The following is a 15,748-nucleotide window of genomic DNA, read 5'->3' as shown; positions in this document are numbered from 1 at the left end:
ACCTCTATTAAATGTGGCCACTGGAAAGGTTATTAAAAACAAAATGCAAAAATTGTTAAGACCGCTACCTAGTCAATCAGCACCTGTGGCCACACAATCTCTCCGTCAATTTTTAATGTACAGCATGTTTACATTAGGCTTGGGCATGCTGTTATGCACGGCACAATATGCGAAAGCAGAAGGCGGCGGCAAAATTCTGAAATGGAAGGATGAGAACGGCACCACTCACTACGGTGACAACATGCCTACCCAGTACACTAACCATGAGAACTCACTCATCAACCGCCAAGGCATCACGGTTAAGCACAACATGCCCTACAAAGATAATGCCGATGAACTGCATAAAATAGAGCAGGAAAAATCCGAGCAAGCCAAAAAAGATAAAGCACTATTGGGCGCATTTACTAACGTGGGTGAAATTGACTTAGCGTTAGAGCGCAATATTCAACTGGATAAAATTGCTTTAGAGAACTTAAAGCAAGACCGTGCTACGCATCAAAAAAGCTTAGATAGCAAAAAATCCATGGCAGCCATCTTTGAGCAAAAAAAGAAAGCCGTCCCTAAAGACCTCAAAGCCGACATTGCAGATGAGCAAGCCCAAATCAGCCGCTTAGATAAAAATATCGCTGACAAAAATACGGCGATTAGTGAGACACGCAAGCGTTTTGAAGAGGATAAAAAACGCTATACCCAACTTAAAAATGAGTCCGCTAAGTTGGCACCATAAATTAGCAGTACGCTGCAAGAAATATGTAATGCGATAGATCAAGAACGCCACTAACGCGGCTAACCTTATCTATGAATCTGTAAATAAAAAAATCCTGCGGTTAACTACCGCAGGATTTTTTATTATGGGCACTGCAAAATAATCACCTAAGCAATATTAAGCGCCTAGCTTGTTTTTCAACACTTCATTCACTTGCGCAGGGTTGGCTTTACCTTTTGAAGCCTTCATCGCTTGGCCCACCAAAGCATTAAATGCTTTTTCTTTGCCTGCTTTAAATTCTTCTACCATTGCAGCATTAGCGGCCAACACTTCATCAATAATCGCTTCAATCGCGCCGGTGTCAGAAACTTGCTTGAGGCCCTTAGCTTCAATAATGGCGTCAACTTCACCTTCACCATTCCACATCGCTTCAAACACCTGCTTAGCCGCGTTGTTGGAAATAGTGTTATCTGTGATGCGCTTAATCAAAGCCGCCAAACTCTCTGCAGTCACCGGCGATACCGCCAAGGTTTTTTCTTCCGCATTCAGTTTGGCAGAAATCGCACCCATAACCCAGTTAGCAGCTGGCTTAGCTTCTGCCCCGGCATTCACTACCGCAACAAAGTAATCCGCAAGTGCGCGGTTTGCCGTTAGCGTAGCTGCGTCATAGCCAGTTAAACCAAATTGGCTTTCAAATCTGGCTTTCATCGCTTCCGGCAACTCTGGCATTTCTGCCTGTACGCGTGCTTTATCGGCTTCGGTAATTTCTAATGGCAATAAATCAGGATCCGGGAAGTAGCGATAGTCATTGGCTTCTTCTTTGCTACGCATTGCGCGTGTTTCACCAGTATCCGGGTTAAACAGTACGGTGGCCTGCTGAATGGTGCCGCCATCTTCCAGCGTTTCAATCTGCCAGCGCGTCTCAAACTCAATCGCCTGTTGCATAAATTTGAATGAGTTCAGGTTTTTAATCTCACGACGTGTACCTAATTTCTCACTACCTTTAGGGCGCACAGATACGTTAACGTCACATCTAAAACTACCCTCTTGCATATTACCGTCGCAAATACCAATCCATTGCACCAGTTCGTGCAGTTTTTTTGCATAAGCTACGGCTTCTGCTGCTGAGCGCATATCTGGCTCGGTCACAATCTCTAGCAATGGCGTACCTGCACGGTTAAGGTCAATACCACTCATGCCTTCAACCGCACCATGCACAGACTTGCCGGCATCTTCTTCCAAATGCGCACGCGTGATGTTAATCACTTTTTCATAAGCAGCATTTTTGCCAACCGCTGGCACCTGTATGGTTATCGCCCCCTTACCCACCACCGGTAACTCATACTGGCTGATTTGGTAACCTTTAGGTAAATCTGGGTAGAAATAATTTTTACGCGCAAATACTGAGCGTGGAGCAATTTCAGCATGCACCGCTAGGCCAAACTTAATCGCACAATTCACTGCTTCCTTATTCAACACAGGTAGCACACCAGGCAAGGCGATACTCACTTCACAAGCCTGTGTGTTAGGCTCTGCGCCGTAAGTGGTAGATGCACCTGAGAAAATTTTAGTATTTGTTCTTAGTTGGGTATGAGTTTCCAACCCAATAACGACTTCCCATTCCATTATGCGGTTCCTTCTGGCTTATCCAAGTTTGGTGCTTGAGCATGCCAATCTGTCACTTGTTGATACTGATGTGCAACGTTCAACATACGTGCCTCATCAAAATAGTTACCAATAATCTGCAAACCTACTGGCAAAGCCTTACCGTCAGCGCTAGTGCTAAAACCTGCTGGCACGCTCATGCCAGGCAAGCCGGCCAGGTTGGTAGAGATAGTGTAGATATCTTGCAGATACATCGCTACCGGATCATCTACCTTCTCACCCGCTTTAAATGCAGTAGATGGCGCCGCCGGCCCCATAATCACATCACATTTTTTGAAGGCTTCTTCAAAGTCTTGCGCGATTAAACGGCGAATTTGCTGCGCTTTCAGGTAATACGCATCGTAGTAACCTGCGCTTAGCACATAGGTACCAATCAAAATACGACGCTTAACCTCTGCACCAAAACCCTCAGCACGACTCTTACAGTACATATCCATTAAATCTGTATATTCTGCGGTACGGTGACCGTAACGCACACCGTCATAACGTGACAGATTGCTAGACGCCTCAGCCGGTGCCAAAACGTAATAAACCGGAATAGATAAACCAGTATTCGGCAGTGAAATTTCTACAATTTCAGCGCCCAGTTTCTTATATTCAGCAATCGCGTCTTCAATCACTTTTTCAACGCCAGCGTCCAAACCGTCTGCAAAAAACTCTTTAGGCAAACCGATTCTTAAACCTTGCAGCGGCTTATTTGGATTTGAATTGTAAAGCTCGCGGGTATAATCTTCTTTGGCACGATTCAAACTGGTCGAATCGCGCTCATCAAAGCCAGCCATCACGTTCATCATCAACGCGCAATCTTCAGCTGACTTTGCCATCGGCCCCGCCTGATCCAAACTAGAGGCAAACGCGATCATGCCGTAGCGTGACACTACGCCGTAGGTTGGTTTTAATCCAGTAAAGCCACACAGAGAAGCTGGCTGGCGAATAGAGCCGCCAGTATCCGTACCGGTTGCCGCAGCACACAAACGTGCAGCCACTGCCGCCGCGCTACCACCGCTACTGCCACCTGGCACACTGCTATAGTCCCACGGATTTTTTACGCCGCCAAAGTAGCTGGTCTCATTAGATGAACCCATCGCAAATTCATCCATATTGGTTTTACCCAAGTTCACCGCACCGGCATGATCAAACTGTGTAATCACGTGCGCATCGTATGGTGCGATAAAATTTTCCAACATCTTGGAGCCACAAGTCGTTTTCCAGCCAACTGCGCAGAAAATATCCTTTTGCGCGATAGGAATACCAGTGAGTGGGGTAACGTTACCAGCCGCAATACGCGCATCTGCCGCCTTAGCCTGCGCCAGGGTTTTATCTTGGTCTAATGCGATGTAAGCGTTGATGGTTGGATTCAGCGCATCGATACGGTTCAGAAAAGTTTGCGTCAGTTCTACGCTAGAAATTTCTTTGTTAGCCAACATTTGGGCTAATGTTTTTAAGCTACTGTTGATCATATTGCGATTACTCGATTACTTTAGGGACAAGATACAGGCCGCTGTCCACAGCAGGCTCTGCTGAGCCGTTGCCTAGCACTGGCGAAATTTTTTGGAATGCTTCACGTTGATTGGTTTTGGTGACCACGTCATCACGCAAGCGCTGCACCACATCCTGCGAATGCGACATAGGCACAATACCATCAGTATTTACCGCCTGCATTTGCTCAATCAACCCCAAAATGCCAGTCAGTTTTGACAAGGTTGCCGCAGCGTCGCTATCACTCACTTCGACACGGGCTAGATGCGCTATTTTTTTAATATCTTCAGTACTCAGTGCCATACTTCTAACAATCCGAAATGGTTAGTTGAAATTTGATAAGTTTGCAACAAACCTACCTTTTTAATCTATTGTTTATAAATTCAAGGAACATGTCAGTAGCTCGGCAGTCATTACCCTAGCTCGACTTACGCAAAATTATCCTTGATGCACCTTAATTTTTCCAATGCATCTTAATTTTCAACAAGATATACGGTATTATAACCTGATTTTACGTGCGCCTTAATCGTGTCATCTACGATTAACTAGGGATTAAGCGCGTAAGCAGTATTAAACAAGCACCACACCACAGGAAAAACATAATGTTCGGCACTATAAGCAGCTATTTTTCAAACGATCTTGCCATCGACTTAGGCACGGCAAACACCCTTATTTACTCTCGCGGCAAAGGCATCGTGCTAGATGAGCCATCCGTGGTGGCGATTCGTCTAGAAGGCGGCCCAAATGGCAAAAAAATTCTTCTTGCCGTTGGCGCCGAGGCAAAAGGCATGCTCGGCCGAGCACCCGCCAATATTCAAGCCATTCGCCCGATGAAAGACGGCGTAATTGCTGACTTCACCATCACCGAGCAAATGCTCAAATACTTTATTCGCCGCGTGCATGATTCACGCTGGTTTGCACCAAGCCCACGCATTATTATTTGTGTGCCAGTTGGCTCTACCCAGGTTGAACGCCGCGCGATTAAAGAATCTGCAGAGCGCGCTGGTGCCAAACAGGTATTCTTGATTGAAGAGCCAATGGCAGCTGCCATCGGTGCTGATATGCCAGTATCAGAAGCCACCGGCTCTATGGTGGTTGATATCGGCGGCGGCACCACAGAAGTAGGCGTTATCTCACTTGGCGGTATCGTGTATGCCAAATCAGAGCGCGTAGGTGGTGATAAATTTGACCAAGCGATTATTGATTACATCCGCCGCAATTACGGCATGCAAATTTCAGAGCCGACTGCTGAAGCGATTAAGAAAAAAATCGGCTCTGCATTCCCAGGCTCTACAGTGCTAGAAATGGAAGTCACCGGCCGCAACCTTGCAGAAGGCTTGCCTCGCAAGTTCACCATTTCCAGCAATGAGATTCTTGAAGCACTGACCGAGCCACTCAATGCCATCGTAGGCGCAGTAAAATCAGCACTTGAGCAAACACCACCAGAACTAGGTGCAGACATTGCTGAAAAAGGCATGGTACTGACGGGCGGCGGCGCATTATTACGTGACCTAGACCGTCTACTGATTGAAGAAACCGGCTTACCAGTGATTGTGGCGGAAGATCCACTCACTTGCGTGGCACGCGGATGTGGTCGCGCTCTAGAAGAAATGGATAGACTAGGCAGCATATTTGCCTACGAGTAATCAATATCTACAAACACTAGCCTTGACGAAGGCGGCAAAAGCACTAATCGCATAGCTTGCCTGCACTCAAGTTTAGTTGTTGATTTACTTGCAGCAGAACATAGGCCGTATATTACGGCCTATGTCTTACCTATCTAACAGTATTAAAGTTTGGAACTAGAACGTACTCACAATGGCCGGTTATCATCAAAATCTGGATCAACAGCAAGCCCCAGCTTTTTTTGCGCGCGGCCCTAGCCCACTGGCACGTCTGGCGTTTTTCTCCGCACTGTCGCTTGCGCTGATGGCTACAGATTCACGCCTGCAATATTTAGGCAGCGTACGTGAGCACTTAATGGTGGTATTGCAGCCGTTGCAACTAATTGCAAATGCACCCTCTGTGCTTTATGAATCCACTAGCGAATACTTTTCCACGCATCATCGCTTACTTAATGAAAATCAGTTTCTGAGAAAGCAAGCGCTGATACAAGCTATTTCTCTGCAAAAGATGAAAGCACTCACGCTAGAAAACACTAACCTGCGCGAGCTATTGGCTGCTAATCAATCACTGGAAGAATTTAGCCAACTAGGCGAAATTCTGCATGTAGGCCGCGACCCTTTCACCAAGAAAATCATTGTTAACCGCGGTAGCAACCAACAAGTTGTTGATGGTGCGGCAGTGGTCGACGCGAAAGGGGTGATTGGTCAAGTAACACGCACTTACCCAGCTAGCAGTGAAGTCACTCTGATTACGGACAAATCACTGACCATTCCTATCCAGATAGAACGTAATGGACTGCGCGCCATTGCCTTTGGTCATGGTCGCGACAACACCTTAGACTTACCGTTTCTACCCGCAAACGTAGATATCAAGCGCGGCGACAAACTGATTACCTCCGGCATTGATGGTGTTTACCCTAAGGGTTTGGCTGTCGCCACTGTGACGGATATTCAAACTAGTGCAGACTCACCATTTGCAAGAATCGTATGCGTACCTAGCGGCGGCATTGAGAATCATAAGCAGGTGTTAATTGTGAGCATCTCACAACCAGATAGCCCTGCTAACACCAGCGCGGTTAATCATCAAACCGGCAATGCCGACACGGCAGCCCAAACAACTGCACCCACAAAGCCTAATGCAGCTCAGTTGCCTGTAAGTAAAGTGCCTGTAAACAAAACACCCGTTGCATCGGCACCAGCTACTCAAGATATAAATCAAAATAAAAAACCAGCCAACCCAACACCGGCTGTAGTCACAGAACCTAGCACTGCCAACAAACCCCATGCACAAGACTAAGTTACAAACCATCTACCTCTCACTGCTTGTGGCATTTATATGCGTACTACTGCCTTGGTCTGGCACCGCGCTTAAGGTACGCCCGGATTTTGTACTATTGGTCATTATCTTCTGGATCTTACGTGCACCCAATAAATGCAACATTGGCACAGCTTGGTTTATAGGCTTATGGGTTGACCTGGCAACCGGGGGCGTCTTCGGCCAATATGCACTGGCCTATACCGTCACCACCTTTGTGGCCGTTGTGTACCAGCGCCGCCTGGTGTTATTTAGCAACACCCAACAGTTGGTATATGTGTTGCTATTACTGATCATTTCACAACTTACCTTGCTCACCGTTAAAATATTTTCCGGTAACGATGTTTTGGGTTGGAGCTACTTCCTACCCAGCATCACCGGCGTCATCTTGTGGCAGGCAGCCGTTGCGCTTGGCTTAAACACCAGCAGACCTTCCCGTAGCAAATGATGTAAGTATGGTTGCTGAACTCAAAAACTACATTCACGAACAATATTATTTTAGGTTACGTCTAGGCGTTGCCGGCTTAATCGTACTCAGCTTATTTACGCTACTCGCGTTCCGCTTTTACTATTTGCAGATTCTGCATTACGACCACTATCAAACACTAGCAGAAAATAACCGCATTTCTCTGGTGCCGACCATCCCCAACCGTGGTTTGATTTTAGATAAAAACGGCGTTGTGCTTGCCCATAACTTTTTTGTCTACACCTTAGAAATCACACCCTCGAAAGTAAAAAACCTCGACAGCACAATTGCCGAACTAGGGCAGCTAATTGAAGTCAGCTCGCAGGATAAAAAACGCTTTAAGAAATTTAGAGAGCAAAGTCATAGTTTTGAAAGTGCGCCAATACGCACCCATCTCAATGAAATCGAAGCCGCCAAGTTTGCAGTGAACCACTTTCGCTTCCCCGGTGTTGAGATTAAATCACGCTTATTCAGACATTATCCATTGGGTAAACTTGGCTCGCACATGGTGGGCTACATAGGCCGCATTAACGATAAAGACATTGAAAACCTGAAGAAAGATGGGGTTTACTCCAACTACAAAGGCTCAGATCACATCGGCAAAAGTGGGCTAGAGCAGTTTTATGAACAGCAGCTACATGGCGTAACTGGATTTCAGCAAGTTGAGATTGATGCTGACGGCCACGCAGTCAGGGTACTATCCAGCAATGCACCGATTCCTGGTGACAATCTAATTTTATCGGCGGACAGCAAGCTACAGGAGATTGCGGAAACTGCTTTTGGCGAAAGACGCGGAGCGCTAGTCGCCATCAACCCTAAAACTGGCGAGGTGCTCACCTATGTCAGCCAGCCGACATTCAACCCCAATCTGTTTGTAGATGGCATTGATAGCGAGAATTGGAAATTACTCAACGAGTCTTTAGATAAACCTTTAATCAATCGACCGTTGCGCGGCATTTACCCACCGGGCTCTACATTCAAGCCGTTCGTGGCTCTGGCTGGACTGGAAGCCGGCAAACGCAACCCACCGTTCTCTATTCAGGATGGCGGCTTTTTCACGCTGGCTGGCAGCAGCCACCGCTACCGTGACTGGAAGCCAAGTGGGCATGGCATGGTAGACATGCAAAAAGCGATCACCGTGTCTTGTGATACTTTCTTCTATGGCTTAGCCATGGAGCTGGGTATTGAAAGGCTTACATCGTTTGTAAGCCACTTTGGATTTGGCAGAAAATCCGATCTAGACATCAAGGGCGAAATTGGCGGTTTGCTACCTACACCTGAGTGGAAAAAACGCCGCTACAAACAGCCGTGGTACCCTGGCGAAACCGTGATTGTCGGCATTGGTCAAGGTTATACCTTAGTCACGCCGTTGCAACTAGCGCAAGCGACCGCAATTCTAGCTAACAACGGTGTCGCCATGAAACCGCATTTAGTCACTAAAATTCAAAACGGCTTAACCGGCAAGCAAATGGATATCCCCGCCGTAGTGCAAGACCGCGTTGAACTGAATCCTGAAAATATGGCTATCGTGAAACGCGGCATGGTAGACGTTACATTGCCAGGAGGGACTGCGGCAAGTGTGGGTGCAAATGCGCCGTACTCTATCGCAGCAAAAACGGGTACTGCCCAAGTGATTGGCATTAAGCAAAATGAAAAGTACAACGAACATGGCATGAACGAGCGCCACCTTGACCACGCTTTGTTTATTGCATTTGCACCAGCTGAGGATCCTACTATTGCCGTAGCCGTGATTGTAGAAAATGGCCGACATGGCGGCTCTACAGCGGGGCCAATCGCGAGAAAAGTCATGGATTATTATTTGCTAGGCAAAATGCCTGCAGTTGAGCCATCAGCAGTAGCGGCACCTGTGCCGGCGAACGCTACTGGCACAACCACCATTACTGAAGAAGAATTACATGATTAGTAAAATATTTCACTTTCTATTCAAGCACTTCGATTCATTCTTAATGGCTTGTCTGTTTTTTGCATTGCTATTAAGCCTATTCGTTTTATATAGCGCATCAGGCCAGGACATTTCGCGTATCTATGCACAAGGTTTCAACGTCTTGGCGGCACTGGGTGCCATGTGGCTAGCAGCTAATATTTCCCCACTGAATTTGGAACGGGCAGCGCGGCCGCTTTATATCCTAGGCCTATTGTTGCTGATTGCTGTGGCATTATTTGGCACCATTAGCCACGGCGCGCGCAGGTGGTTAAATTTAGGCTTCATGCAAATACAGCCATCAGAACTGATGCGGATTGCAGTACCGATGATGCTCGCTTGGTATTTTGCCAGTAGAGAGGGAAAATCCAGCGCCAGCAACTTTGTGATTGGCAGTTTGCTGCTAGCCTTTCCTGTGGCGCTAATTATGAAGCAACCGGATTTAGGCACGTCCTTACTAATCGCGTCTTCTGGTTTTTATGTGCTATTTCTGGCTGGCTTAAGCTGGCGCTTTTTATTAGTCGCATCAGCCTCGCTGCTGGCATTAATGCCTGTGTTTTGGTCGTTATTACATGACTACCAAAGAAAGCGCATTGAAATATTGTTCGACCCCACCCAAGACCCATTAGGCGCGGGCTACCATACAATTCAAGCCATCATTGCCATTGGTTCTGGCGGCAGCGCAGGCAAAGGCTGGCTCAATGGCACACAAACACAGCTAGACTTTTTACCCGAGCGCACCACCGACTTTATCTTTGCGGTATTCAGCGAAGAGTTCGGCTTTTTGGGCAATATGTTGCTACTCACTTTATTTAGCCTGATTATCGCGCGCGGCCTGGTGATTGCCTCGCAAGCACAAAACACGTTTTCCAGATTGTTAGCGGGCAGTATCACGCTTAACTTTTTCTCGTATGCGTTCGTCAACATGGGTATGGTAAGCGGTATTTTACCGGTAGTTGGTGTACCATTACCCCTCATTAGTTACGGTGGCACCTCACTGGTGACACTGTATCTGGGGTTTGGTATTTTGATGAGTATCCACACCCATAAAAAACTCGTTGCAACCTAGCTGCTTGCATTACAGAGGAGAAATTTAATGGCTATTTTCCAAAAAAGCATCATCATCTTATGTATGGCGTTATTGACCGCCTGCGCCGGTACATCCAGCACAAAACCAGAACCAACCAACGCTAAAAACACAACGACTAAACAATCCAATGGCTCGAGCAAAGGCGGCGGCTATTACCTAGATGATGGCCCCGGTGACAATACAGGGATAGATTTTGACAGCATCCCGGATGCGCAGCTTAAGACAGAAAAGCCATTGGTCAGTAGCAACAAGCCTTATCAGGCTTTAGGTCAAAAATATGTGCCAATGACCAGCTATGCCCCTTATACAAAGCGCGGTGTCGCCTCATGGTATGGCAAACGCTACCACGGCAGAAAAACTTCCAGCGGTGAAGTGTACGACATGTATAGCATGTCTGCGGCGCACACCACCTTGCCGATTCCGAGCTTTGTCAAAGTCGTTAACCCTGCCAATGGCAAAGCCGTGGTAGTGCGAGTAAATGACCGCGGCCCATTCAAAAGTGACCGATTAATCGACTTATCCTACGCAGCAGCCCACAAATTGGGCTTAGTCGCCAACGGTAGCGGTATGGTGGAAGTGACCGCGATTGATACCAGCCCAGAAGCGTTAAAAAACACAGCTAATATTACTGTAGCAAAAGCGGAACTAACCAATATCAATCCAACTCCTACACAGGACCAAAGCAACAGCATCACAGACAACACACTGAGCGCGGCGCCAGCTGTCAGCAACGAAGCAAGGTCAACGAGCTACTACGTACAAGCTGGTGCTTTCAAAAATGAAGCAAACGGAGAACTGTTACAAAAGAAAATTCTTGACCTCGACCTTGCAGGCGATGCCGCTGTGACTAACGTGTATAATAATGGTTTGCATCGCGTTAGATTAGGCCCTTTTGCCAACAAAAAAGAGGCTGACATTCAAGCAAACAAAGTACGTAAGCAACTCAATATTTCCGCAATTGTTACCAATCAGTAAATCTACACATTGAATCTCATGCATATTATTAAAAAACACGTTTTAACTCGTATTATCAGCGCATCATTGCTTGCAACCAGCCTAGTTGCCGCATCATTTACCAGCCTGGCTCATGCTGGTGCAGCCCAAATTGCACCGCCACCAAGCTTGGCAGTTAAAGCTTATTTGCTTAAAGACTTTAACAACGGCTACGTGATCGCACAAAACAATGCAAGCATGCGCGTAGAGCCAGCTTCGCTAACCAAAATCATGACTGCATACTTGGCATTTAAAGCAGTTAAAAATGGCCACCTACAACTCAGCCAAACCTTGCCTGTGAGTGAGCATGCCTGGAAAACAGAAGGCTCAAAAATGTTTATTGAGCCTAACAAACCAGCAACGGTGGATGAACTATTACACGGCATGATTATTGTGTCAGGTAATGATGCGTCTATTACCCTTGCAGAAGGCATTGCAAGCTCTGAGCCATTATTTGCACAAATGATGAACAAAGAAGCAGAACGCCTAGGCATGAAAAATACCCACTACATGAACGCTACCGGTCTGCCAGACCCTCAGCACTACACTACTGCGGAAGACTTGGCGACCTTGGCGATGGCACTGATTCGCGACTTTCCAGAAGAGTACAAACGCTTATATTCAGTAAAAGAATACGCCTATAACAATATCAAACAACCTAACCGCAACCGTTTATTATGGCTAGACCCTAATGTGGACGGCATGAAAACCGGCCATACTGAATCTGCAGGTTATTGCTTAATTTCAACCGCAAAACGCGACAATACGCGTTACATCTCGGTCATTTTAGGCGCACCAACAGACACAGCGCGTGCGACTGAAAGCCAAAAATTATTAAACTACGGTTTTCAGTTCTTTGACTCAACCTTGGTATACAAACAAAACAAACCTGTGAGCAAGCTTAAAGTATGGAAAGGTGAAGTGAATGAAATCAACTCCACCACTGCCAATGACCTATACCTGACATTGCCTAAAGGCGAATATGCCAACGTAAAAGCAATTGCTTCAAGCACACAACCGCTGATCGCACCTATCAAAAAAGGCCAAGTGATTGGGCAAGTTAAGTTTGTATTAAATGGTAGAACCATTAGCGAGCGCGCATTGGTAGCGGATAGATCCGTTGCGACTGCAGGCTTGTTCGGCCGCGCTTGGGACTCTATTAAACTACTGATGCAATAAGTAATAACGATGACCGATATAGACCCACAAACCACACCGCCACTTATCGAGTTTCCATGTCGCTTTCCCATCAAGGTGATGGGAGAAACACAAGACATATTCGCGACGACGATAATTGGCCTGATTCAAACCATTGTGCCTAGTTTTAATGCGGAGCATGTAGAAATGCGCGCTAGCACTAATGGCAAATATATTAGCCTGACGTGCTCAGTGGATGTGGATTCACAAGCGCAGCTTGATGATGTTTATCGCCTATTAACTGCGCATCCTTTAGTGAAATACACGCTTTAAGATGCGCATCATCTTGCGATGCTAACCAACATTATCGTTAGAAATCTAGGCATTACCTCATTTGAAGCTACAGTCGAGGCGATGCAGCAGTTCACCACAGCTCGCACAGCCGATTCTGCCGATGAAATTTGGCTCACCGAGCACACGCCGGTTTACTCGCTAGGTCTTAACCGCAAACAGGTCGTGCCGCCTACGCGTCATGATATTGCACTTGTCAATACGGATCGCGGCGGCAAAATCACCTATCACGGGCCGGGACAAGTCATCCTTTACGTATTACTAGACTTATCCAGGCGCCATCTTAATATACGCAGTTTAGTCAGCCTGCTGGAACATACAGTGATAGAATTACTGGCGCAATACCATGTAAGCGCAGTGGCAAAACCAGATGCGCCCGGCGTTTATGTAGCCTTAGCAAACGCACAAGAGGCCAAAATTGCCTCATTAGGCTTACGTGTGAAGAACAACTGCTGTTACCACGGTCTAAGCCTGAATATAGACATGGATTTAAGTCCATTTAGCGCGATTGACCCTTGCGGCTACAAAGGGCTGGCAGTGACACAAACCAAAGACCTCGGCATTGATGCCAATATACAAACCATTGGTGAGCAGCTTGTAACAATGCTTGCCAGCAAACTAGAGCATTTGTATGACCAACGTAACCCCTAACAAAACATCCAAAGTTGCTGGTGTAAAAGAAATTGACGCGGCAAAAACATCGCGCATACCGATTAAAATTATTCCGCAGCCAGTGCAGCGCAAGCCTGACTGGATACGCATGAAAGTGCCAGATGGTGAACGCTATCAGGAAATAAAACGGGTGCTGCGTGAGAATAATTTACATACCGTATGTGAAGAAGCCAGCTGCCCCAATATCGGTGAGTGCTTTAGTGGCGGCACCGCCACCTTTATGATTTTGGGTGACATTTGCACACGCCGCTGCCCATTCTGTGATGTTGCACACGGCAAACCGTTGCCTCCAGACGTTAACGAACCGGAAAATCTGGCAAAAACCATTGCGCAGATGCGCCTAAACTATGTGGTGATTACCAGTGTAGATCGTGATGACCTGTTGGATGGTGGCGCCCAGCATTTTGTTGACTGCATTCAGGCAGTACGTGCACACTCACCCAATATCCGAATCGAAATCTTAGTGCCGGACTTTCGTGGCCGCCTAGATGTAGCCATGGAGATACTGCGTAAAGCTCCGCCTGATGTGATGAACCACAACCTGGAAACCATTCCTAGACTGTATAAACAAGCAAGACCGGGCTCAGACTATCAAAACTCATTAAATTTATTAAAAGTATTTGGTGAGATGTACCCGCATGTGCCGACTAAATCTGGCCTGATGCTAGGCTTAGGCGAAACGGATGAAGAAATTTTAGCGGTGATGCAAGATTTGCGCGCGCACAATGTCAGCATGCTGACATTGGGGCAATACCTACAGCCTAGCGTGCACCATTTACCGGTGATGCGCTATGTGGAACCTCAAATTTTTGAAACTTTAAAACAAAAAGCTGATGCAATGGGCTTTAATAATACAGCCAGTGGCCCCATGGTAAGAAGTAGCTATCATGCTGACGCTCAAGCACATCAAGTAATCACTTAACGATGGAGCTCCGGTATTGGTAATAACCTCTAAACAACCGCGTTAAAGTTTTAAAAAAGGAAAATATGGTTCCGCATTTAACAACAGCACTCAATGGCCCACTGTTATCTCTAGAAAAAAGCATGCTAAATGCCATGCCAAAAATTGAGCATTGGTTTCGCACACAATGGTTAGATCATGCAGCACCATTTTACGCGTCGGTTGATTTACGTAATGCTGGTTTTAAATTAGCCCCGGTTGATACCAATTTGTTCCCCGGTGGCTTTAACAACCTGAATCCGGATTTCCTACATTTAAGCGTACACGCGGCGATGGTCGCGGTTGAAAAAATCTGTCCGGAAGCCAGCCGTTTACTGATCATTCCTGAAAACCACACCCGCAACACTTATTATCTGCGCAATGTTGTAGAGCTTGCCAATATCCTGAAACAAGCTGGCATGAACGTAAGAATCGGCTCTATCTCGCCAGAGATTACCGAACCCACTGTGCTGGAAACCCATGACGGCCAGCCATTATTGCTAGAGCCTGTGGTGCGCGAAGGCAATCGTCTCAAGCTAGCAGCAGCTAAACTAGGGGACATCGAGCTCAGCGAGTTTGATAGCTGTGCAATTCTGCTTAACAATGATCTATCTGGTGGCATTCCAGAGATTCTGCAGAATTTAGAGCAAAACCTAATCCCACCGCTGTACGCAGGCTGGAGCACACGCAGAAAATCCCAGCATTTTGCTGCCTACAACCATGTGGCACGCGAGTTTTCAGATTTACTCGGCATTGATGAATGGTTGCTCAACCCGTATTTCGAAACCTGTGGTGAAATTGACTTTAACGCCAGAACCGGTGAAGACTGCCTTGCCGCCAAAGTAGAATCATTACTTGAGAAAATCAAACTCAAATACGCAGAATACGGCGTAACACAAGAGCCGTTTGTGATTGTAAAAGCCAATGCCGGCACCTATGGCATGGGCATTATGACCGTAAAATCACCGGATGACGTACGCGGCCTCAACCGCAAAGCACGCAACAAGATGTCCGTGATTAAAGAGGGCTTAGAAGTTACCGAGGTGATTATTCAAGAGGGTGTTTACACCTTCGAGAGCATCAACGATGCCGTTGCAGAGCCTGTGGTCTATATGATGGATCACTATGTGATTGGCGGCTTTTACCGTGTACACACCGGCAGAGGCGTGGATGAAAACTTAAACGCACCAGGCTCACATTTTGTGCCGTTAGCGTTTGAGAAACCCTGTACCTTGCCTGACTGTGCGGGCTCGCCAGATGCCACTCCTAACCGTTTTTATGCGTACGGTGTTGTTGCGCGTTTAGCATTATTAGCGGCCGCCATCGAGTTACAAGAACTAGACCCTCTTAACCAATAAAGCCTGCAC

15 protein-coding genes are annotated in these 15,748 nt (G+C 46.8%); 12 read left to right on the top strand and 3 right to left on the bottom strand.

The annotated features are described in order from the left end of the window. The first annotated feature begins 43 nt into the window (after positions 1-43). Positions 44-727, top strand: a complete 684-nt coding sequence (locus tag VGD82_RS00535; RefSeq protein WP_331018524.1) for a DUF4124 domain-containing protein — start codon at positions 44-46, stop codon at positions 725-727. A 156-nt stretch (positions 728-883) separates the two neighbouring features. On the opposite strand, the gene gatB is transcribed toward VGD82_RS00535, so the two are convergent. Genes gatB through gatC form a run of 3 tightly spaced genes read right to left on the bottom strand, consistent with a single transcriptional unit; the run spans position 884 to position 4,153 of the window. Then, positions 884-2,332: an Asp-tRNA(Asn)/Glu-tRNA(Gln) amidotransferase subunit GatB gene (gatB, locus tag VGD82_RS00530; RefSeq protein ID WP_331018523.1), complete on the bottom strand. Its 1,449-nt coding sequence runs from the start codon at positions 2,330-2,332 to the stop codon at positions 884-886. Beyond that, entirely contained in the window at positions 2,332-3,831 is a 1,500-nt protein-coding gene (gene gatA, locus VGD82_RS00525; protein ID WP_331018522.1) for an Asp-tRNA(Asn)/Glu-tRNA(Gln) amidotransferase subunit GatA, read from the bottom strand. Before gatA ends, gatB begins: the two co-directional genes overlap by 1 nt. Before the next feature lie 7 nt (positions 3,832-3,838). Further along, positions 3,839-4,153, bottom strand: coding sequence for an Asp-tRNA(Asn)/Glu-tRNA(Gln) amidotransferase subunit GatC (gatC, locus tag VGD82_RS00520; RefSeq protein ID WP_331018521.1), 315 nt, complete (start codon positions 4,151-4,153; stop codon positions 3,839-3,841). Positions 4,154-4,452: 299 nt separating this feature from the next. Here gatC and VGD82_RS00515 point away from each other — a divergent pair, with 299 nt between their 5' ends. The 11 genes from VGD82_RS00515 to gshA all read left to right on the top strand — a co-directional run bounded on the left by VGD82_RS00515 (position 4,453) and on the right by gshA (position 15,739). Then, on the top strand, positions 4,453-5,496 hold the full coding sequence (locus VGD82_RS00515; protein WP_135276658.1) for a rod shape-determining protein: 1,044 nt from the start codon (positions 4,453-4,455) through the stop codon (positions 5,494-5,496). Between the two features lie 172 nt (positions 5,497-5,668). Further along, positions 5,669-6,772 carry a rod shape-determining protein MreC gene (gene mreC / locus VGD82_RS00510; protein WP_331018520.1) on the top strand — a complete coding sequence of 368 codons (1,104 nt, stop codon included), beginning with the start codon at positions 5,669-5,671 and terminating at the stop codon, positions 6,770-6,772. Continuing rightward, a complete protein-coding gene (gene mreD, locus VGD82_RS00505; protein ID WP_331018519.1) occupies positions 6,759-7,238 on the top strand; it encodes a rod shape-determining protein MreD in 480 nt (159 codons plus the stop codon). Before mreC ends, mreD begins: the two co-directional genes overlap by 14 nt. A 7-nt stretch (positions 7,239-7,245) precedes the next feature. Further along, complete coding sequence (mrdA, locus tag VGD82_RS00500; protein WP_331018518.1) at positions 7,246-9,180, top strand: penicillin-binding protein 2; 1,935 nt, start codon at positions 7,246-7,248, stop codon at positions 9,178-9,180. Then, complete coding sequence (gene rodA, locus VGD82_RS00495; RefSeq protein ID WP_331018517.1) at positions 9,173-10,267, top strand: rod shape-determining protein RodA; 1,095 nt, start codon at positions 9,173-9,175, stop codon at positions 10,265-10,267. The genes mrdA and rodA overlap by 8 nt, the downstream gene beginning before the upstream one ends. A gap of 27 nt (positions 10,268-10,294) precedes the next feature. After that, positions 10,295-11,263 (top strand): septal ring lytic transglycosylase RlpA family protein, encoded by a 969-nt coding sequence (locus VGD82_RS00490; protein ID WP_331018516.1) that lies wholly within the window; start codon positions 10,295-10,297, stop codon positions 11,261-11,263. 18 nt (positions 11,264-11,281) lie between these two features. Beyond that, a complete protein-coding gene (locus tag VGD82_RS00485; RefSeq protein ID WP_331018515.1) occupies positions 11,282-12,460 on the top strand; it encodes a D-alanyl-D-alanine carboxypeptidase family protein in 1,179 nt (392 codons plus the stop codon). Positions 12,461-12,469: 9 nt separating this feature from the next. Then, complete coding sequence (locus tag VGD82_RS00480) at positions 12,470-12,751, top strand: HP0495 family protein (protein WP_331018514.1); 282 nt, start codon at positions 12,470-12,472, stop codon at positions 12,749-12,751. Positions 12,752-12,769: 18 nt separating this feature from the next. Next, entirely contained in the window at positions 12,770-13,420 is a 651-nt protein-coding gene (gene lipB / locus VGD82_RS00475; RefSeq protein WP_331018513.1) for a lipoyl(octanoyl) transferase LipB, read from the top strand. After that, positions 13,401-14,363, top strand: a complete 963-nt coding sequence (gene lipA, locus VGD82_RS00470; protein ID WP_331018512.1) for a lipoyl synthase — start codon at positions 13,401-13,403, stop codon at positions 14,361-14,363. Before lipB ends, lipA begins: the two co-directional genes overlap by 20 nt. A gap of 65 nt (positions 14,364-14,428) precedes the next feature. Next, complete coding sequence (gene gshA / locus VGD82_RS00465) at positions 14,429-15,739, top strand: glutamate--cysteine ligase (RefSeq protein ID WP_331018511.1); 1,311 nt, start codon at positions 14,429-14,431, stop codon at positions 15,737-15,739. Positions 15,740-15,748: the final 9 nt, after the last annotated feature.

It is taken from the genome of Methylotenera sp. (assembly GCF_036401095.1).
Lineage (GTDB): Bacteria > Pseudomonadota > Gammaproteobacteria > Burkholderiales > Methylophilaceae > Methylotenera.
This window is presented reverse-complemented; position numbering and strand designations above follow the sequence as displayed.

What these genes read in the sequence shown, in the direction of transcription:
- VGD82_RS00535 (WP_331018524.1), top strand. Translation starts at nt 44, where the DNA reads ATGCAAAAATTGTTAAGACCGCTACCTAGTCAATCAGCACCTGTGGCC.
- gatB (WP_331018523.1), bottom strand. Translation starts at nt 2,332, where the DNA reads ATGGAATGGGAAGTCGTTATTGGGTTGGAAACTCATACCCAACTAAGA.
- gatA (WP_331018522.1), bottom strand. Translation starts at nt 3,831, where the DNA reads ATGATCAACAGTAGCTTAAAAACATTAGCCCAAATGTTGGCTAACAAA.
- gatC (WP_331018521.1), bottom strand. Translation starts at nt 4,153, where the DNA reads ATGGCACTGAGTACTGAAGATATTAAAAAAATAGCGCATCTAGCCCGT.
- VGD82_RS00515 (WP_135276658.1), top strand. Translation starts at nt 4,453, where the DNA reads ATGTTCGGCACTATAAGCAGCTATTTTTCAAACGATCTTGCCATCGAC.
- mreC (WP_331018520.1), top strand. Translation starts at nt 5,669, where the DNA reads ATGGCCGGTTATCATCAAAATCTGGATCAACAGCAAGCCCCAGCTTTT.
- mreD (WP_331018519.1), top strand. Translation starts at nt 6,759, where the DNA reads ATGCACAAGACTAAGTTACAAACCATCTACCTCTCACTGCTTGTGGCA.
- mrdA (WP_331018518.1), top strand. Translation starts at nt 7,246, where the DNA reads ATGGTTGCTGAACTCAAAAACTACATTCACGAACAATATTATTTTAGG.
- rodA (WP_331018517.1), top strand. Translation starts at nt 9,173, where the DNA reads ATGATTAGTAAAATATTTCACTTTCTATTCAAGCACTTCGATTCATTC.
- VGD82_RS00490 (WP_331018516.1), top strand. Translation starts at nt 10,295, where the DNA reads ATGGCTATTTTCCAAAAAAGCATCATCATCTTATGTATGGCGTTATTG.
- VGD82_RS00485 (WP_331018515.1), top strand. Translation starts at nt 11,282, where the DNA reads ATGCATATTATTAAAAAACACGTTTTAACTCGTATTATCAGCGCATCA.
- VGD82_RS00480 (WP_331018514.1), top strand. Translation starts at nt 12,470, where the DNA reads ATGACCGATATAGACCCACAAACCACACCGCCACTTATCGAGTTTCCA.
- lipB (WP_331018513.1), top strand. Translation starts at nt 12,770, where the DNA reads ATGCTAACCAACATTATCGTTAGAAATCTAGGCATTACCTCATTTGAA.
- lipA (WP_331018512.1), top strand. Translation starts at nt 13,401, where the DNA reads ATGACCAACGTAACCCCTAACAAAACATCCAAAGTTGCTGGTGTAAAA.
- gshA (WP_331018511.1), top strand. Translation starts at nt 14,429, where the DNA reads ATGGTTCCGCATTTAACAACAGCACTCAATGGCCCACTGTTATCTCTA.